Below are 18,894 nucleotides of genomic sequence, written 5' to 3' on the forward strand. Positions count from 1 at the left end.
AAGATCGGCTGTCTGAGCAGGCATTAATCCGTGGCATCGCAAAGAGTGGAAAAGTCTCTAGCGTGAGTAGCGAGATGTATGAAACAACCAACTCGGACAAACTTCACAGGTCACAGTGGTGACAACGGGTCTTGTTTCCGCTGCTGGAAGTCGCATTCCCGAGGCTCTCGATCCCTCGTTTGTGAATCACAATTTCATAACGTTTAGATAACTGATCTATATATCACTGATAGACATCGGATCTGTACCGTTAACTATGTCGCGGACTGAATATGAATCGGTGTTCTCAGGGATCGCGCATCTTCAGTCACCCGACCGCGCCGCAGGCCTGCGCGCGGTCATCCCGTCGGAGAGCTCAATTCAGGAGAAGACATGCGCGCAGCAGTGCAATTCGGTGCGGCCAAGGGGCAGTGGGACAGGCTCGGGGTGGTGACCCAGGCCGCCGCCGCAACCGTCCTCGTCTCGTCGGTGGCGCTCGCCGCCCTCCCGGCCACGAGTATCACCGCGATACCGACGCCGGCACAGGTCCTCGCGCAGCCGCCCGCCGCGCTCAAGGCCGACTTCGTCCCGGTGGGTCTGATCGATCTGCTCCCGGATTCGACTCTGGTACGGGAACTCTCGAATGCCGACCCGGCTCGCATCGCGCGCATCATGGCGCAGATCCCGCCGTCGAAGGTCGCCGCGATCATGGGGCAGATGCCCACCGAGTCGGTGGTCGCGATCATGAACGAGATGGACACCGGTGCGCTCACCAACATCGTCGGCGGCCTGCCCACCGCGAAGCTGTCGGAGGTGGTGGCGGGGCTGTCGAATGACAAGCTCTCCGCGCTGGTCGGCGGCATCCCCGTCGACAAACTCGGTCCGGTGGTGGCGAGCCTTCCCGCCGATACCCTCTCCAAGCTCGTCGGTTCCATCCCCACCGACAAGTTGGCGCAGGTCGTCGCCACGCTGCCGAGCGAGACCCTGACCCAGGTGGTCGGTGGTATCCCCGTCGAGAAGCTGGGGCCGGTGGTGGCGAGTCTGCCCACCGAGACGCTCTCCGGCCTGGTCGCCAGCATCCCGGTCGAGAAGCTCGGTCCCGTGGTCGCGAGCCTGCCGGCTTCGACTCTCACGCAGCTGGTCTCGGGTCTGCCCGACGAGACACTCAAGCAGATCGTCGGCGACATCCCGGTCGAGAAACTGGGTCCCGTGGTGGCCAGCCTGCCCGCCGACAAGCTCACCCAGCTGGTCAGCAAGATCCCGGTGGCCAAGTTGACCGAGGTGGTCTCGAACCTTCCCGACGACACCCTCAAGGAGCTGGTCGGCGGGATCCCCGTTGAGAAACTGGCTCCGGTGGTCGCGAGCCTGCCCGCGGACAAGTTGAGCGCCCTCGTCGGTTCGATCCCGATCGACAAGCTCACCACCGTGGTCTCGAACCTCCCGGACGACACACTCGGCAAGATCGTCGCCGGCATCCCGGTCGAAAAGCTCGGTCCCGTGGTGGCCGGCCTGCCCTCGGAGACCCTGATCAAGCTCGTCGCCGCCATCCCGAACGACAAGCTCAAGGAGGTCGTCGGTGGTCTGCCCGACGACAAGCTGCTGGCGATCATGGACGGCAAGCTGATCGGTCGTGTGGTCACCTCGCTCGCCGGCAGCCTGCTCACCGCGCAGGGCTGGCGGACCGTGCCGCCGCTACTGGTCGACGCCGTGCAGTACAGCGCGACGGGCATCTTGGGTATCCCCGGTCAGGTCGTGCAGGGAATCCCGGTGGTCGGTCCCGTGCTCTCCGTGCCGGTTTCACTGGCGACCGGCGCTCTGAGCACCGGCATCAACGCCGCGGCGGCGCTGGCCCGCCCGATCGCCGAGCTCATCGGCACGATCATCGCACTGCCGGTTCAGCTCGTCGGGCCCTTCCTGAACGGTGGTGGAGTCGGTAACCTGTTCGCCTCCAACGCGATCGGTACGCAGCTCACCGACGCTGTGACGTCGGTGGTCTCGGGCGGCAAGCATGCGAAGCAGGACGACGGTGCGGTTGCCGTCACCCAGGCCGCGCCGGTCGAGACCGGCGGTAGGCACGCCCTGTCCAGCGCCGAGGATCCGGCTACCGAGGCGGCGGCGCTCGCAGCGCTGGACACCGCGCGGTCCGGTGGTCGGCACGCCAAGGACGACGACGCTTCGACCACCACCCCGTCGACTCCGCCCACTGGCTCCGCGACGCCCACTGACTCCGCGGCGTCGTCCGGCGCCGGCGCGACCGCGTCCTCGGACTCGCCGTCCGAGTCGCCGGTGCGGGAGCAGGCCTCCACGCCGACCGAGGCTCCGGTGAAGACCGAAGCGGCGGAGGAGAAGGCGACGGCGAACGAGGCGCCCGCACAGACACCGTCGACGTCCTCCGACACCACGGAGTCGGGTGCCTCCGGCGCCGACGGAGCCGCCGCGTGATCTGATCCGCGGTTCGGTCAGTCGAATCGGTGAACGCTCCTCCGCTGTGGCGGAGGGGCGTTCGCCGTATCAGTGCTTCCGGAAGGCCAGCACGAGATTCGAGGTGAACACCTCGCGCACGCCCGGCACGCGCACGATCCACCACGCCCACGACGGGTGATACCGCGGGAACGCGGCCACCAGATCGGCACCGTCGACGGTTGCGGCCCAATCCAATCCGTCGTTCGCACCCACTTTGAACAATGACGTCCCGTACAGGTTCTTCGGCGGATGCCCGTGTTTGGTGGTGTACCTCCGGGCCGCGCGTTCGCCGCCGAGGTAGTGACTCAGGCCCATCTCATGTCCACCGAACGGGCCGAACCAACAGGTGTAGCTCAGGATCACCAGGCCTCCGGGGCGGGTCACGCGCAGCATCTCCGCACCCATCGCCCGCCAGTCCCGCACATGCTCGGCGACGTTCGATGACAGGCAGACGTCCACGGCGCCGTCGGCGATCGGCAGGGCGAGGCCCGAGCCCCGCACGCCTCGTGAGGCCGTGATCCCAGCGGCATGCGCCTCGGACGGATCGGGCTCGATGGGAACGTATACGGCGCCGTGCTCGGCGAACGCGTCCTCGAAGTAGCCGGGCCCGCCACCGACATCCAGCACCAGCGCGCCGTCGAGCGGCTCCCAGAACAGGTCGGCCGTCAGATCGACGGTGTCGCGAGCGAGCGAGCCGTAGAAGCGCGCCGGCTCGGACTGCTCGAACCGGAAGTCCGAGAGCAACCGCACCGAACGGCGCAGGGTCGCCCTGCGGCGCAACCTCGAGGTGGCGTGCTTCGAGGTCGCGTCTTTCCAGCTCACGGGGTCCACACCACCGGACGGTACCCTAGTACGCGTGCGTGAAGTCCTTCTGCTGTGTTGGCGAGACACCCGCCACCCGCAGGGCGGCGGTAGCGAGCTGTACCTGGAACGGGTCGGCGAGGAACTGGCCCGCCGCGGTGTGGCGGTGACCCTGCGCACCGCGATGTATCCCGGTGCCGCGCGCTCCGAGACCGTCGACGGGGTGCGGGTCTCCCGCGGCGGGGGCCGCTTCACGGTGTACCCGCTGGCCCTGCTCGCGATCGTCGCGGCCCGGTTCGGCCGCGGCCCGCTGCGCGGCATCCGTCCCGATGCGGTGATCGACACCCAGAACGGCATCCCGTTCTTCGCCCGGCTCGTGGCGGGCGTTCCCGTCACGGTGCTGGTGCACCACTGCCACCGTGAGCAGTGGCCCGTGGCGGGGCGCCTCGTGGCGCGGATCGGCTGGTTCATCGAATCGAAGCTCTCGCCGTGGGTGCACCGCCGCTCGCAGTACCTCACCGTCTCGCTGCCCTCGGCCGAGGAACTCGGCCTCCTCGGTGTGGGACCGGAGCGGGTGGCCGTGGTGCGCAACGGCATCGACGCGCTGGAGCCCGGTGTCGCGGATGTGCGATCTGAGACCCCGAGGATGGTGGTGCTCTCGCGCCTCGTGCCACACAAGCAGATCGAGGACGCCCTTTTCGTACTCGCGCGACTGCGCCACCGCGTGCCCGACCTGCATCTGGACGTGATCGGCAGCGGCTGGTGGGACGACGAGCTGTACCGACATGCGCTGCGCCTCGGCGTGCTCGACCGGGTGACCTTCCACGGCCACGTGACCGAACAGCGCAAACACCGGCTGCTCTCCCGCGCCTGGGTGCACGTGATGCCGTCCCGCAAGGAGGGCTGGGGTATCACCGTGATCGAGGCCGCGCAGCACGGTGTGCCGACGGTCGGGTACGTCTCGTCCAAGGGCCTCACCGATTCCGTGGTCGACGGCGCGACCGGTCTGTTGGTGCGCGATCTCGCCGGGCTCACCGAGGCCGTGGCCGGTGTGCTCGCCGATCCGCTGCTGCGTGCCGAGCTGGGGGAGAAGGCGCGCCAGCGTGCCGGAGAGTTCTCCTGGCAGGCCACCGCCGACGGTGTCGGCCGGGTGCTGGCGTCGTCGGTGACGGGTGACCGCGTGGGCGGCCTGGTCTGAGCCGACGGCCTCGCCCGACGGATGGCCGGTCAGCGCCGGGTATGCCCGGCAACTTCGACGATGCGATTGTCCTGTGAGGGGACGCCGATGATGTTCGCCCGCCCGCAGCCCATCCGTACGAGCACCTCGCCGTCCTCGACACGCGGGGCGAGGCGATCGAGGGCTCGGTGCAATGAGGCCTTGAGCCACCGGGTGGGATCGGCCCCTGGGAGGGGGAGCGCGCCGGTCCGGTAGGGGGCGTTCGCGGTGAGGGTGTGTGGCGTTGTCATGACTCGTTCCTTTCCGGGACGGGCGATCGATGTCTTCGATCCTCGGCGGCGGTTGTCGCGCCGGAGCCCCGCGAGGGTCACGGGAACGTCCCGGCTGTGCCCCGATCGAGGCGCTGGCCGCGCACTTCAGTCTTCGTTATCGTGAAATCATGGTGGAGGAGAGTGGTCTGACGGCGCGGCGAGCGTGGCTTCTCGTCGTGCTCGGGATCGTGAACGTGGCGGTAGCGCTGGCCAGAGACTGGTCGCAGTGGCCCGATTTCCGCACGGTGCTCGCCGCGGTCATCGCGGTCTTCGGTGCCGCGATCCTGGGCACCGGTGTCTTCGCCCTGGTGCGAGCGCCATGGAAAAGGAAGTCGGATGAGTAACCCGCACCCCGGGGCGGTTCCCGCTCCCGTTTCATCATCCCGCTCCGGTTACGACGGGAGCGGGAGTGGGAAACGGGAGCGCGAAGCCCCGACCGTGTTCGCCCTCCCCGTGTGGCTGCTGCGGTGGGCGGCGACGATCGTGATGGCGGTGTGGATCCTGGGGCTGGTGGCGGTCGGCGCGATGGGATGGTCGGTCGAAGCGCCATTCTCGACGAAGATCGCGAGGGGTCTCCTCTTTGCCATCGCCTTCCTCTCAGCGATGGTCGCCGGTCAGGTCTTCCGGTTCACGCGGGGCGCTCGCCCGCTTCCGTCTCGCACGGACACGCTGATGTTCACCGTGTACCTCGCCGCGAACTTCTGCCTGCTCGCTGCGATCTGGTCGGGACTGCCGTGGGATCGGCCGCGCGAGGGCCGGGCGCTGCTGCTCGTGGGCGCAGTGCTGCTCGCCGCGGCGGGCGGGCTGTGGATCCGGGAGCGGAAGCGGAAGAAGAACGAGCCCGCCGAGATCGAGGCGCCGATCGCCCACCGCACCGTCGCCACCGCGTCGGGAGAGCGGACGATCAAGGTCGGGCTGCCGATGCCGGCGGACGACGGCTACTGGGTCGCATGGTGGTCGGTCGCCGGACTGCCCGCGGGGTACCTCGTGCACCCGGCGTTCGGCCCCGATTCGGCGACCGCCCTCGCACGGGCACTGAGCGCGGCGGAGACCGCGGCGACATCAACGGCGGGGAGCGGCGCACCGTCGTAATGTGGAGGGGTGGCAGAGACCCAGAGTCGCCCCGCGATCCTCACCGTCGATGATGACCCGAGCGTGTCCCGCTCCGTCGCCCGCGACCTGCGGCGACGGTACGGCGAGACGCACCGTATCGTTCGTGCCGAAAGCGGCCAGCAGGCGCTGGAGGCGCTGCGTGAACTGAAGCTGCGCGGTGACACCGTCGCGGTGCTGCTGGCCGACTACCGTATGCCGGAGATGAGCGGCCTCGACTTCCTCGAATCCGCCATGGACCTGTTCCCCACCGCGCGCCGCCTGCTGCTGACCGCGTACGCGGACACCGGGGCCGCGATCGATGCCATCAACGTGGTTGATCTCGACTACTACCTGCTCAAGCCGTGGGATCCGCCGGAGGAGAAGCTCTATCCGGTGATCGACGCCCAGATCGAGGCGTGGGAGTGCACCGACCACCGGCACATCCCCGAGGTGAAGGTGGTGGGCCACCGCTGGTCCGCCCGCTCGTCGGAGGTGCGGGAGTTCTTGGCCCGCAATCAGATCCCGTACCGCTGGTTCTCCTCGGAATCTCCGGAGGGCCAGCGCTTCCTGGCGGCGGCGGGCAGTGACGGCCTCGAACTCCCGCTGGTCGTCGCCGAGGACGGCGCGGCGCTGTGCGCACCGTCGGACCAGGAACTGGCCAACCACATCGGCATGACCACCGCACCGTCGGAGGAGTTCTACGACCTGGTGGTGGTGGGCGGTGGCCCCGCCGGCCTCGGTGCGGCGGTCTACGGCGCCTCGGAGGGCCTGCGCACCGTGCTCGTGGAGCGGCATTCCACCGGCGGCCAGGCCGGGCAGAGCTCCCGGATCGAGAACTACCTCGGCTTTCCCGACGGGGTGTCCGGCACGCAGCTCACCGACCGCGCGCGCCGCCAGGCCGGGAAGTTCGGCGCCGAGGTGATCACCACCTCCGACGTGGTCGAACTCGATGTCACCGGATCGTCGCGCACCGTGAAGTTCGCCGACGGCACGTCCGTGGGCGCGCACACCGTGATCCTCGCGACCGGCGTCGCCTACCGGCAGCTCGACTCTCCGGGCGTCGAGCGGCTCACCGGTGCCGGCGTGTACTACGGTTCCGCACTCACGGAGGCCCCGAACTGCAAAGATCTCGACGTCTACATCGTGGGCGGCGCCAATTCCGCGGGCCAGGCCGCCGTCTACCTCGCGAAGGGCGCGAAGTCGGTCACCTTGCTGGTGCGTGGCGAATCGCTCGAAGCGTCGATGTCGTACTACCTCATCCAGCAGCTCGCTGCGATCGACAACGTGCACGTCCGCACCGGTACCGAGGTGGTCGAGGCGCACGGTGAGGAACACCTGGACAAGCTCACGCTGCGCAACCGCAGCACCGGCGAGCAGGAGACCGTGCCCGCCGACTACCTGTTCGTCTTCATCGGCGCCGCGCCGCGGACGGAGTGGCTCGACGGTGTAGTAGTGCGGGACGAGCACGGGTTCGTGATCACCGGACCCGATATCGGCGGAATCGAGGGCACGCGGCGGGAATGGCCACTGGACCGTCCGCCGTTCCACTTGGAGTCGAGCGTGCCCGGAGTGTTCGTGGCCGGCGACGTCCGGTCCGAGTCCGCGAAACGCGTGGCCTCGGCCGTGGGAGAAGGAGCGATGGCAGTGATGTTCGTACACAGGTACTTGGCGGGGCAGGACTGATGAGCGCGCCGCACGAATGCCTCAAGGATGAGCTGCGTACCCTCTTCCTGTTCGAGAAGCTGACCGACGAACAGTTGGAGTGGCTGTGCGAGCGGGGGCGAATCGAGGAGTTTCCCGCGGGGCCGGTGTACCGCGAGGACGACCCCGCGGAATCGCTGTTCGTGCTGCTCGACGGCACCGTCTCGCTGTCGATGCGAGTGGGCGACTCCGAGGTGGAGACCAACCGCACCGATCACCGCGGCGTCTACGCGGGTGCCTGGCGCAGCTTCCTCGGCGAGGGCATGGGCACCACCTACAACTCGTCGATGCGGGCGGTCACCGATTGCCGGTTCTACATCCTGCCGTCGCGCGATTTCGGGGAGCTGATGCAGCAGTGGTTCCCCATGGCCGTGCACCTGCTGGAGGGCGTCTTCTACGGCAGCAAGCGCACCCAGCGGATGATCGGCGAGCGGGAGCGGCTGCTGGCACTGGGCTCACTGTCCGCCGGCCTCACTCACGAGCTCAACAATCCCGCGGGTGCGGCGGTGCGCGCCGCGTCCACCCTGCGCACCCGGGTCAGCGGTATGCGGCACAAGCTGGCCGTGATCGCCAATGGCGCATGGCACCACGACCTGCTCGTACAGCTGGTCGACCTGCAGGCCGACGCCGTGGACCGCGTGGCGACCGCCCCCACTCTGGGCCCGCTGGAGGCCTCCGACCGCGAGGATGAGATCGCTGATTGGCTCGACGATCACGGTGTGCAGAACGGCTACGAGCTGGCGCCGGGATTCGTTGCGGCGGGCCTCGATCTGGAGTGGTTCGAGGCGGTGCTGGAGCAGGTCGGCGGCGACATGCTGCCCAAGGCCGTCGCGTGGCTGTATTACACGGTAGAGACGGAGCTGCTGCTCAACGAGATCACCGACTCCACCACCCGTATCTCCACGCTCGTCTCCGCGGCGAAGCAGTACTCGCAGATGGACCGTGCCCCGTTCCAGACCTTGGACGTGCACGAGCTGATCGACAGCACCCTGGTCATGCTGAGCCAGAAGTTCGGCGACGTGACGGTCAGCAAGGAATACGACGGTGCGCTGCCGGAGATCCGCGGATTCGGTGCCGAGCTGAATCAGGTGTGGACCAACCTGATCGACAATGCGCTCGGCGCGATGCAGGGAGCCGGCACTCTCACCCTGCGCACCTCGCACGACGACGAGCACGTGCTGGTCGAGGTGGGCGACACCGGACCCGGCATACCCGACGGTGTCGTCAACCGGATCTTCGAGCCCTTCTTCACCACGAAGCCGGTCGGTGAAGGCACCGGTCTCGGCCTCGACATTTCATGGCGCATCGTGGTCAACAAGCATCACGGTGATCTGTCGGTGAAATCCGAACCCGGCTCCACCTGGTTCCGGGTCAAGCTCCCCATCGCGGGCCCGCCCCGCGAGCCCGATGAGGCCGAGGAGCTGGACACGGGGGTGTGATAAACCGGGGTGCATACGTTGCCGTCGGTTGAAGGGGTCAGTCATGCCACAGGTCGTTCGAGGAGTCGTCGCGCGAGCGAAGGGCGAGCCCACCTCGGTGGTGCCCATCGTGATCCCCGATCCTGGACCGGGTGAGGTGGTCGTCTCGGTGCAGGCCTGCGGTGTGTGCCACACCGATCTGCATTACCGCGAGGGCGGCATCAACGACGAGTTCCCGTTCTTGTTGGGGCACGAGGCCGCCGGCGTCGTCGAGTCCGTCGGCGAGGGGGTGGATCACGTGGCGCCCGGCGACTTCGTGGTGCTCAACTGGCGCGCCGTGTGCGGTCAGTGCCGCGCCTGCAAGCGGGGTAAGCCGCAATACTGCTTCGACACGTTCAACGCCACCCAGAAGATGACCCTCGAAGACGGTACCGAGCTCTCGCCGGCCCTCGGAATCGGCGCTTTCGCCGAGAAGACCCTGGTGCACCAGGGGCAGTGCACCCGCGTCGACGCCACCGCGGATCCGGCGGTGGTGGGTCTGCTCGGCTGCGGTGTGATGGCCGGACTCGGCGCCGCGGTCAACACCGGCGGTGTCTCCCGCGGCGATACCGTCGCGGTGATCGGTTGCGGCGGTGTGGGAGACGCGGCCATCGCGGGTGCTCGTCTGGTGGGGGCGCGCACCATCATCGCGGTCGACCGTGACCCGAAGAAACTCGATTGGGCCCGCGACCTCGGCGCCACTCACGCGATCAACGCCGCGGAAACCGATGCGGTGGAGGCGATCCAGGAGTTGACCGGTGGGTTCGGCGCCGATGTGGTGATCGACGCCGTGGGCCGCCCCGAGACCTGGAAGCAGGCCTTCTACGCGCGCGATCTGGCCGGCACCGTGGTTCTGGTGGGCGTGCCGACACCGGATATGACGCTGGACATGCCGCTCATCGACTTCTTCTCCCACGGCGGCTCACTCAAGTCGTCCTGGTACGGCGACTGCCTGCCCGAGCGCGACTTCCCGCAGCTCGTCGACCTGTACCAGCAGGGCCGGCTGCCGCTGGACAAGTTCGTCACCGAGCGGATCTCGCTCGACGAGGTGGAGGCGGCGTTCGAGACCATGCACCGCGGTGAGGTGCTGCGCTCGGTGGTCGTGCTGTGAGCCTGCGGACCGAAAGAGTCATCACCAGTGGACAGTTCAGCCTCGACGGCGGCACCTGGGATGTAGACAACAATGTCTGGCTGATCGGTGACGACGCGGAGGTCGTGGTGGTCGATGCCGCACATTCCGCCGACCCGATCGTGGCGGCGGTGGGTGGGCGTACGGTGCGCGCGATCGTGTGCACGCACGGACACAACGATCACGTGACGGTAGCGCCGCAACTGTCCGAGCGCCTCGACGCCCCGATCCTGCTGCATCCCGGAGACGATGTCCTCTGGGATATGACGCATGCCGGCATAGCACATGAAGACCTCGCAGATGATCAGCGGATCGCGGTGGCGGGCACTGACATCCAGGTGATCCACGCACCCGGGCATTCGCCTGGATCGGTATGTCTGTACCTGCCCGAGGCGGACGAACTGTTCAGCGGCGACACCCTGTTCGCGGGCGGTCCGGGCGCCACCGGTCGTTCGTACAGCGACTTCTCGGTGATCATCGACTCGATCCGGGACCGGCTGTTCGCCCTTCCTCCGCAGACCCGGGTGAACACCGGACACGGTGACGGCACCACGCTCGGCACCGAGTCCCCGCACCTGGAGGAGTGGATCCGCCGCGGGCACTGACCGCGGCGCCATGTCACCGCCCGCTGGTCAGCTGGCGGTGGCCACCAGATGAGGGCGGACTCCGTCGGCCACCTCGATGATCCGATCGCGCAGGAGTCGGAACACGGTGTCCACGGCGCGGGTCGCCTCCACCGTCTCCGGATGCTGTGCGTTGAAGTCGAGACCCGACTCGTCGCGGTTGATCCACATGAACACCTCCCGCGAGGGAGTGGCATTGGCGAACACCGAGAAGTCGTGCTGCCGGGCCAGTTCGGCGCCCGGCACCCGGGTGACGTCGATGTAGGAGAGCATCGGCGAGGTGAAGCCGTGCTGCACCGGGAAACCGGGATCGTTGGCCAGCATGTCGATCACGGGGAACACCGGTGTGCGGTCGAGCTGCCGGGCCACGCCGAGCGCCTCCTGGGCGTTGCGCGTCGCCTCGGCGAAGGTGCCGCTGGCGTCGAACTGCACCGGCACCAGCGTCACGTACCAGCCGACCGCCATTGCATCACCGGTCGCGGAGCGGTCCGCCCGCGGGATCAGCATGGTGAACAGGCGCTCCCCGGTCAGGGCGTGATGCACCTGGCCCAAGACGGCCAGTAGCGCGCTGCTCGTGTTGCCGCCCGCCTGTTTTGCGGCGGCACCGAAGCGGGCTGCCTGGGCGGCATCCACGAACGAAGCGTGCACCGCGATCTTGCCGGGAGCGGCTTCACCGGGCCCCAGGCCCAGCGGGAGCGGGAACTTGGGCATACCGCCAGCGCGGGCGAGCGTGTCGCGCCACTGCTCCACGTCGGGGTGGGTGGGGGTGAGCGTCGCCGCGAGGGCCCGCTGCTCGGCGCAGAACTGCGGATACGGCCGCACGGGCACCGGCTCGTACGGCGTGCCGGTGCGGGCCGCCGTGTAGCGGGAGAGGATCTCGAAGAAGCTGATCGCCTGCGATACCCCGTCGGTGAACATGTGGTCGGAGCCGACCACCACCTGGAAGTGCGGATCGACCGCATCCGGGCCCGCGTTCTCGATGCCGTTCACGGCGAACGCGAAGGCTGCCCACTCGTGCAGCGTGGGCACCGACTCGATCAGATGGTCCTTGACGGTGCGCTCCGGATGATCCTGCGAACGCGCTGTGACGGCGAGCGAGATTTGCTCGGGCCGCAGCGTCCGGCCGCGTGGTCGAAGATCGGTCGACACCGGGAACGCCGTATGAAAAGTTTCATGTGCGCGCACGAAATCAGTGAAGACCTTCGCAATTGTTTCTGCATCGAATTTATCGTGCACGGTAAAAGAAGTGAATACCAGGCGTCGTACGCAGGACTCACCCTCGATGCCGCTGCGAAGGTGATCGGCCTGGATGAAGGAGGTCTCAACGCCCAGGTCGGGAGCGTTGCGCATGGCCTCGCACGTGTTCGCATCAGGGGCCCAGACGACCCACTCGCCGGTGGGGCACTGCCAGTGTTCCGCGAATCCCGAAATCATGCAGACCACTATCCCTAAAAGCGTAGCCCAGCAAAAGACGTTTGCGCAGTGAGAAATTCGACAATTCTCGGGGTGGTGTTTTCAGGTTCGGCGGCTATCATGCACATTAGTCAACGAAAATATCTTGAACCGGCAGTGTTCGGGCGTTGAATTCGCAAAAGAAACGATCTGTCGCAGTGGTTTGCCGAATGTCGGAATTTTGCATGCTTAGAATGAAGGCGTGAGCAGGCCGAAGCTGGGTGCGCCCTTCAGTCGCTGGTGGTACGCGTGGTTCGCGGTAGTGGCCGTGATGATGGTGAGCAGCGTGCAGGATCGTCGATGGGCCACGGCCGTGCTGTGGCTCGCGATCCTGGCGGCCGCGACATCGGAGATCGCCAGATCGCTGCGTCAGCGGAATCTCGCCTTCGGAATCGCTGGGATTCTGGGCGTTGTGGCGGCCCTTCTCGGGTACGCCGAGCGCGATTGGCTCGCGGTCGGACTGGGCGCGATGATCGCCGTCGTCCTGGTCGCCTTCCTGCCGAAGATCCGTCACGATGTCCCCACATGTCGCGTCCGTACCGAAGAACTGGTCGGGCGGACCGTCGCCGACGCCACCCATCTGTTGGGCTTCGATGACCGGCGCCAGCCGGCGGGGCTGTCCGGCCCGGAGTTGGTTCCGATGCCGCCGGGCGAGCAGGACCTGGGCGACCCGGAGCTCATCGTGACTGCCGTGACGGTCGTGGTCGATGCCGGGACGCAGGCGCAGATCGACGCCGCGACCATCACGTTCGGCGTCGCCGATTCGGACGATCCCGCCATCCCCGCGGCGGGGAGCGCGACGAGCCTCGCGCTCACCAAGAGCGAGGCGCAGGATCGGCTGGTCGGCATCGTCGGCGGCGGGCCCGCGGACATCAGGCCGCGACGGTTCCCAGGTTCTTGACACCAACTCGACTCGGAAAAGTCACAATTCACGTTGTAGAATTCGTGCCGTGACCAGGATCGAGATGGGACCGCCGCCGAATCGGTGGGGCGCCGTCCTCGCGATCGCTTACGGCCCGGGGAGCGCCGCCGTGCAGGCCTATGCCGGGAACTGGACCCTCGCCGCTTTCGTCCTCGCCGTGTCGGCGGGTATCGCCGCGTTCGGCGCACCGTCGCGCCGGTGGGAGACCACGCTGACCTGCGCGATGGTCATCGGCTTCGCAGCAATGGCCGCGAGCGGCTTCTCCCGCGGGCAGACATTCAGCGTGATCATCGGCTCCGTGCTCGCGGTGGTCGTATCGCTCACCTGCTGGCATCGCCGCTGGAAGGCGGCGGACTGCCGGGTGCGCACCGAGGAACTCGTCGGGCTCACGGTGACGCAGGCGAGCGGTCTTCTCGGATTCGCGGCCGGACGGCAGCCCGACGGGCTTCGCGATCCGGAGCTCGTCGCCGTCCCCGCAGCCGAATTGGACCTCTCCGAACCGTCTCTGATCGTGACCTCCGTGGTGGTCGACCCGACCGGGCCCGCGCTCACCTTCGGGGTCGCCGACGGTGCCGGCCTCGCGCTCGGGCGCGCCGCGCGCGGCGAGTACCAGCGCGAACTCAGCGCGCGAGTCGGCGGCTTTCCTGCCGATATCCGTCCCCTCCGCTGGCCCGGATCAACCGGCGCACGATCGATGTCGACTGTCGGCGGTGTGGCGGACGGCTCCCGTCCCGAGCTGCAGCCGTGACACCGGGACGGAGCACGGTCGGAACACCCAGTGGGCGGGGGATGAGCCTGGCCGCGCTCATGATGCTTCCGGCGATCGCGCTGCAGGCGGCAGCCGGAAACTGGGACCTCATGTTGCTGACCTTGGGCGCTGCCTTGGCCCTCCTGCTGGCGGACGTTCGGTCGGCGATGCGGTGGCACGTGCTGCGATGGACCGCGGTTGTGTCGGGCATCGCGGGAGCCGCACTCATGATGGCGAACGGAAGTCGAATCTTCGTGTTCGGCGCTGCTGTCTCGCTCCTGCTCTGGGGGAGGTTGGCGTTGATCAGGCAGAGTGGCGCGAACCGATCCGCCTTCCCTTCTGAGGACCTCGTCGGCCTCACGGTGGCGGAGGCGAAGGGCCGCATCGGATTCGACGATGATCGTGCGCCGCACGGCCTGGAGGAACCGACCCTGGTCGCCGTTCCCGCCGCGGACATCGACCTACAGTCACCGTCGTTGATCGTGACCGGCGTGGTGGTCGACGATCGCGAGGGGATCATGACCTTCGGTGTCACCGAACCGGATCGGCTCTCCGCGGACCTCGACCGCGATGACCTCCAGCGGCAACTCGTCGACCAGGTGGGTGGCTGCCCCGCCGATATCCTGCCGCTGGCGAAGCCTGACCCGCTGTCGAAGTACCGCCCCCGCGCGATGTGACCGCTCGTCCCCCGCGCCGCACCGATTCCCCCACAATGCGCTTCGTCCCCCTTGGCAGGCGCAAACTCCGATGGGGGAGGAAACGCGCAGCAGGGGAGTCGGCGTGTGGTGTGGGACGAATCGGGCAAGGGGGATGCTCAGGTGAGCTCGCGACCCCGTCGGGCGACGAGAAGGCCTGCGCCACCGACCATCAGCCCCAGCCACACGATGTGCGCCGTCCAGGCGCCACCGCGTTGGAGCCGCGACGGTGCATCCACCGTGGCGATCCGACCCGGTACCCGGTACAACCGCAATGCCGGCGTCTGCGCAACCGGCGACAATCCGGGCAGCGGCACCGCAGGGAAGGCCTGTGCACCATCGATGACCACCGCCTCCACCAGGACCCACCCCACACCGAGAACGGCCAGCCGCCCGGCCAACTCCGGTCCGCCCGCGGCCAGCGCATCCTCGGCCGCCGCCGCCGCCCCGGGCACCCGATCGATCGCCCGCCCGCCGACGCGCAGCTCGCCGGTCTGCAACACCGGTGCTCGCAGCATCCGCGGCGCCGGATCAAGAGCCGGCGCCGCCGGACCGTAGGCGAAGGTGCGGAACATCCCCGGCGGTAGGACCGCGACGGCGCCCTGGTCCGCGGGAACCTCCGCGGCGATCTGGCGCCACGACGCCGGGTAGCTCGTGGGCGTCAGTGCGCCGCCCACGCCCCACACCAGCCCGGGCAGCACCGCCACCGGGATCACCACAGCCGCGACGGTGGCACCCGGCCGCGCCACCGCGGGCACCGCCCCGACCAGTGCCGCCGCGCACGTCGCGTACAGCGGCACGGCCAGCGCCACCCACTTCTGCCCGTCTCGCAGCAGTCCGCTGCCGGGGATCGCCTGCACCAGATGCTCGAGGAACGCCACTCCCGGACCCGTCGCCGCCAGCGTCGGCAGCACCACCGCGGCCAGCGCGAGGAGCGCGAGGCGCCCGAGCGGCGGGTGTGTGCGTACCGACCGCAGCACCAGCGCCCCACCGGCCAGCAGGACGACGAAGAACACGGTCCAGAGCCACGGCGCACCGTCGGGCACGGCCTGGCTGTTCCAGATGCCCCCGAGCCCGAGCAGCGATCCGAAAGTGCCGAGTCCCGGCTCCGCCCGGGCCGCGAACACACTGATGCTCGCGGGGTCGGCCCGCACCCCGGTGCCCGACACCAGCGACGGGTACAGCCACGGCACCGCCGCCAGCACGAACAGCCCCAACAGAACCGCCCATCGCCGCGGCGCCACGACCAGTCCCGCGATCACCGCGAACACCGCGCCCGTGGGGGTGAGGCCGCCGGCGGCGAGGGCCGCGGCGAAACCTCCGGCCTGCCGCCATCCGGTCAGCCGGAGGCCTGCCACCACCATCCAGCCGATCGCGGCGTAACCGGCCAACAGGCTCCAGTGCCCCTGCAACAGCCGCTCGGCGACGAACGGATTCCACAGCGCCACCGTCGCCGCCGCGAGCCCGCCGCCGAGGCCGGCGGGGCGGCCCACCGCCGACAGCACGGCGAGGGCGCAGCGGCCGAAGCCCCAGCCCGCCGCCACCAGTGCCATGAACAGCAACACGGTGACCAGCACGCCACCGTCGACCACGTGCGAGCCGAGCGCGACCAGCCAGTCCTGCGGGGTGGCGCGAGCGGCGTTCCCACCGAGCCCGAGTGCGGCATCGGTGACATACGACCGCGGCGTAGAGACGGCATCGCGCAGCAGCAGGTACCGGCCGGCTGTCGCCAGTGGTCCCAGGATCACGAACGCCAGGACCGCAGACCAGGCGGCCAGCGCCGCGTCGCGCGATCTCATCGGAGAAGAGCCTACTGACACAATGGCCGGGTGAGTGGGTTGGCACTGGTCACTGTGGGCTCGATGCTGGCCAACCTGTGCTCATATCTGGTGCACCTGCCCGCGAGCCGCTGGCTCGGCCCTGCCGCCTACGGCGAGTTCGCCTCACTGCTGCAGCTCTCGCTCATCCTCGCCGTGCCCGCCCTGGCGCTGCAAACCGTCGTCGCACGGCAGGTGGTCCGGGGCGCCGGGGCCGAGCAGATGCGTCGCCTGGGGTATCGGGTCGCGATCGGGAGCGCGGTTCTCGCCGCCCTGGCCGCCCCGCTCGCGGCCGCGGGGCTGCACACCAGGGTGGGAACCGCCGCGGCGGCGCTCGCGGCGGCTCCCGCGCTCGTGCTGCTCGCCGTCGAGCAGGGCCTACTGCAGGGTGAGCGACGATTCCGCCGCCTCGCGCTGCTGCTCGGCGTGGCCGGCCTCGGCAAACTCGTCTTCACCGTGCCCGGCCTGCTGTGGGGAGTGGGGCCGGCGCTACTCGGCACCACGGTCGGCGCGCTGGTCGCCGCCGCACTCGGTCGCGCCCTGGCGGGCAACCCGGCGGGACACGACGCAGAGGCCGACGCAGGTGTCCGCGCCGTTCTGGGAGCCAGTTCGGTGCAATTGGTGCTCGTGGTGTTCGCCTCGCTCGACCTGCTGCTCTCGCGCCCGGTGCTCGGCGCTACGGCGGCCGGTACGTACGCGCTCGGCGCGGTCGCCGCGAAGATCGCCTTCTGGCTGCCGCAGGCCGTGGGCGTGGTCTTCTTCCCGCAGCTCGCCACACCGGAGCGGTCCCGATCGGCACTGCGAATCGTCATCGCGCTGTTGTCCGGCCTGGGCGTGCTGTGCGTGGCCGCGGCCGCCATCGCCGCCCCGCTGGCCACCCTTCTCGCTGGCGAGGAGTACCGCGCCGTGCAGGGCTGGCTGTGGCTGTTCGCCGCGCAGGGCGCTCTGCTGGCGCTGCTGCAGGGCCTGCTGCTCTACAGCATCGCCACCGAGCGCACGCGGATGTCGGCGCTGGCCTGGGTGATCCTCGCGGTGGAGGCGGCGGTACTGCTGACGGTGCCGCACACCGTCGGAGAAATGATCACCGCCGCGGCGCTGTGTGCGGCCGCGGCGGTGATGGTGGTCGGACTGGTGACCGGCGTCAGTGCTGGTCGCGATTCCTCAGATCGATCGCCTCGGTCTGCGACTCGTCCGGCTTCGGCTGGGCGTTGAACGCCTCCGTCACCGGCTCGTCGTCGGTCGGCGCCGCGGCCGTCGCATCGTCGTCCAGCGGCAGCGTGGGGGCTGCGCCGTCGTCGGACCGGCGACCGCCGCCGTTGCCACCCGGTGCGGTACGGCCCTGGAACAGCGCGAAGCCGCCCAGGCCCAGGGCGATCAGGCCCAGTACGCCACCGGCGATCGGCACCACGGTCTTCGCGACGGCGAGCTTATTCTGCTCCGACTTCGCGGCCTCGGCCTGCGACCGCACGGTGTCGTCGACCCAGCGCTGCTGCGCATCGAAGACGTCCATCTTGAAGTCGCGGACCGGCTTCGGGGTGTTCGGGACCACCTGTGCCGGGAGCCGGAACTGCTGCGTGTAGTGCAGCGACTGATCGACGATGATGCCGGTCTTCGGGTCCACCCACAGCTCGACGTCGGTCTTCGCCCAGCGATTGAGGGTGATGTCGTCCTTGGGATCGACGCCGCCGATACCCCACCAACCGGCGGGCATGGTGAGCACGGTGCCGAGTGTCGGATCGTTGCCGTCCCGGACGGTCGACATGTCCACCCAGTCCTGCGAGCCGCGTAGGCGCAGCGTGTTGGTCCCGCTGACCTCCTTCTCCTCGACGAAGTCGAGCGCGACGTTCTTGCGGGTGATCAGGTCGTAGAAGGAGTACTTGCCGTTCTCCTTCGAGGTGTCCGCCGGGAAGCGGTACTGCAGGCCCTTGCGGTCGGCCACCTTGACGGCCGGGGCGCTCTCACCCGGGCTGTACACGGTCTCCGAGGTCTTCCCGGTGGGGGCGCCGGTCTCGCGGTCCAGCGAGACGCGGTCGACCCACGCCTGCACCAGGCCGTCGTCGCACGGGCGCTCGCCCTTGTTCGCGTTCGTCAGCTCCGGATGACGCGGCTCGCCCTTGGTCTTGATCGACGGAATCACCATCGAGCTGCCCGACTGCACGGTCATCGTCGACTTGTCCGACGGGGACTGCACCAGGGTGCGAGTCTGCGTCTTCACCGAGACCTCGTTGACCACGGCGCGCTGCTTGCCGATCGAGCACAGGTCCAGCGACTTCGCCGGGAACTCGGCGTCGGCCTGCGAATCAGCGGGCTTGACCGACTGGGCAACGGTGGTGACGTCCAGATCGAGCGGGATCGTCTTCAGCTTGCCGGCCACGTACGCCGGTCCCGCGATCGCGGAGGTGATCAGCAGCACGCCCAGGAAGATCAGGATCGGACCGATAACGCGTGCGAGCCGGCTGCGGCCTTCCGCCATCGAAAAGTCTCCTCACGGTCTTTGCGCGGGAGCAGGCAGGGTTGCATGCGCCCA

17 protein-coding genes are annotated in these 18,894 nt (G+C 68.8%); 12 read left to right on the forward strand and 5 right to left on the reverse strand.

Annotated features, from left to right (window positions below; translation table 11 throughout):
- The first annotated feature begins 372 nt into the window (after window positions 1-372).
- A complete protein-coding gene (locus TPAU_RS01945; protein WP_013125083.1) occupies window positions 373-2,421 on the forward strand; it encodes a magnesium transporter MgtE N-terminal domain-containing protein in 2,049 nt (682 codons plus the stop codon).
- Window positions 2,422-2,490: 69 nt separating this feature from the next.
- On the opposite strand, the gene TPAU_RS01950 is transcribed toward TPAU_RS01945, so the two are convergent.
- Window positions 2,491-3,264, reverse strand: a complete 774-nt coding sequence (locus TPAU_RS01950; RefSeq protein ID WP_013125084.1) for a class I SAM-dependent methyltransferase — start codon at window positions 3,262-3,264, stop codon at window positions 2,491-2,493.
- 34 nt (window positions 3,265-3,298) lie between these two features.
- Here TPAU_RS01950 and TPAU_RS01955 point away from each other — a divergent pair, with 34 nt between their 5' ends.
- Window positions 3,299-4,441 carry a glycosyltransferase family 4 protein gene (locus TPAU_RS01955; protein ID WP_013125085.1) on the forward strand — a complete coding sequence of 381 codons (1,143 nt, stop codon included), beginning with the start codon at window positions 3,299-3,301 and terminating at the stop codon, window positions 4,439-4,441.
- A gap of 29 nt (window positions 4,442-4,470) precedes the next feature.
- Here TPAU_RS01955 and TPAU_RS01960 read toward each other — a convergent pair whose 3' ends face one another.
- Window positions 4,471-4,710, reverse strand: a complete 240-nt coding sequence (locus TPAU_RS01960) for a hypothetical protein (RefSeq protein WP_013125086.1) — start codon at window positions 4,708-4,710, stop codon at window positions 4,471-4,473.
- A gap of 149 nt (window positions 4,711-4,859) precedes the next feature.
- Here TPAU_RS01960 and TPAU_RS01965 point away from each other — a divergent pair, with 149 nt between their 5' ends.
- From TPAU_RS01965 to TPAU_RS01990, 6 genes are all read left to right on the forward strand, one after another.
- Window positions 4,860-5,075: a hypothetical protein gene (locus TPAU_RS01965; RefSeq protein WP_013125087.1), complete on the forward strand. Its 216-nt coding sequence runs from the start codon at window positions 4,860-4,862 to the stop codon at window positions 5,073-5,075.
- 94 nt (window positions 5,076-5,169) lie between these two features.
- Window positions 5,170-5,823, forward strand: coding sequence for a hypothetical protein (locus TPAU_RS01970; protein WP_041944248.1), 654 nt, complete (start codon window positions 5,170-5,172; stop codon window positions 5,821-5,823).
- 9 nt (window positions 5,824-5,832) lie between these two features.
- The gene (locus tag TPAU_RS01975; RefSeq protein WP_013125089.1) at window positions 5,833-7,506 is read left to right on the forward strand and encodes an NAD(P)/FAD-dependent oxidoreductase; all 1,674 of its coding nucleotides are present in this window, start codon (window positions 5,833-5,835) and stop codon (window positions 7,504-7,506) included.
- Window positions 7,506-8,963, forward strand: a complete 1,458-nt coding sequence (locus TPAU_RS01980) for an ATP-binding protein (RefSeq protein WP_013125090.1) — start codon at window positions 7,506-7,508, stop codon at window positions 8,961-8,963. The genes TPAU_RS01975 and TPAU_RS01980 overlap by 1 nt, the downstream gene beginning before the upstream one ends.
- A 43-nt stretch (window positions 8,964-9,006) precedes the next feature.
- Window positions 9,007-10,092 carry an S-(hydroxymethyl)mycothiol dehydrogenase gene (locus TPAU_RS01985; RefSeq protein WP_013125091.1) on the forward strand — a complete coding sequence of 362 codons (1,086 nt, stop codon included), beginning with the start codon at window positions 9,007-9,009 and terminating at the stop codon, window positions 10,090-10,092.
- Window positions 10,089-10,715, forward strand: a complete 627-nt coding sequence (locus TPAU_RS01990) for an MBL fold metallo-hydrolase (RefSeq protein ID WP_013125092.1) — start codon at window positions 10,089-10,091, stop codon at window positions 10,713-10,715. Before TPAU_RS01985 ends, TPAU_RS01990 begins: the two co-directional genes overlap by 4 nt.
- A 27-nt stretch (window positions 10,716-10,742) precedes the next feature.
- Here the strand turns inward: TPAU_RS01990 and TPAU_RS01995 are convergent, their stop codons facing one another.
- Entirely contained in the window at window positions 10,743-12,167 is a 1,425-nt protein-coding gene (locus TPAU_RS01995; protein ID WP_013125093.1) for a condensation domain-containing protein, read from the reverse strand.
- 220 nt (window positions 12,168-12,387) lie between these two features.
- On the opposite strand from TPAU_RS01995, the gene TPAU_RS02000 reads away from it, so the two are divergent.
- Genes TPAU_RS02000 through TPAU_RS02010 form a run of 3 tightly spaced genes read left to right on the forward strand, consistent with a single transcriptional unit; the run spans window position 12,388 to window position 14,532 of the window.
- Complete coding sequence (locus TPAU_RS02000) at window positions 12,388-13,086, forward strand: hypothetical protein (RefSeq protein ID WP_013125094.1); 699 nt, start codon at window positions 12,388-12,390, stop codon at window positions 13,084-13,086.
- Between the two features lie 49 nt (window positions 13,087-13,135).
- Window positions 13,136-13,855, forward strand: a complete 720-nt coding sequence (locus tag TPAU_RS02005; RefSeq protein ID WP_041944249.1) for a hypothetical protein — start codon at window positions 13,136-13,138, stop codon at window positions 13,853-13,855.
- Window positions 13,856-13,896: 41 nt separating this feature from the next.
- The gene (locus TPAU_RS02010) at window positions 13,897-14,532 is read left to right on the forward strand and encodes a hypothetical protein (protein ID WP_013125096.1); all 636 of its coding nucleotides are present in this window, start codon (window positions 13,897-13,899) and stop codon (window positions 14,530-14,532) included.
- Between the two features lie 137 nt (window positions 14,533-14,669).
- Here TPAU_RS02010 and TPAU_RS23680 read toward each other — a convergent pair whose 3' ends face one another.
- The gene (locus tag TPAU_RS23680; RefSeq protein WP_013125097.1) at window positions 14,670-16,349 is read right to left on the reverse strand and encodes an MmpA family trehalose lipid delivery protein; all 1,680 of its coding nucleotides are present in this window, start codon (window positions 16,347-16,349) and stop codon (window positions 14,670-14,672) included.
- Between the two features lie 30 nt (window positions 16,350-16,379).
- On the opposite strand from TPAU_RS23680, the gene TPAU_RS02020 reads away from it, so the two are divergent.
- Window positions 16,380-17,579 (forward strand): hypothetical protein, encoded by a 1,200-nt coding sequence (locus TPAU_RS02020; protein WP_013125098.1) that lies wholly within the window; start codon window positions 16,380-16,382, stop codon window positions 17,577-17,579.
- Here the strand turns inward: TPAU_RS02020 and pgfA are convergent.
- Window positions 17,509-18,840, reverse strand: coding sequence for a cell envelope lipid trafficking protein PgfA (gene pgfA, locus TPAU_RS02025; RefSeq protein WP_013125099.1), 1,332 nt, complete (start codon window positions 18,838-18,840; stop codon window positions 17,509-17,511). The genes TPAU_RS02020 and pgfA overlap by 71 nt on opposite strands.
- Window positions 18,841-18,894: the final 54 nt, after the last annotated feature.

This window comes from Tsukamurella paurometabola DSM 20162, from assembly GCF_000092225.1.
GTDB lineage: Bacteria > Actinomycetota > Actinomycetes > Mycobacteriales > Mycobacteriaceae > Tsukamurella > Tsukamurella paurometabola.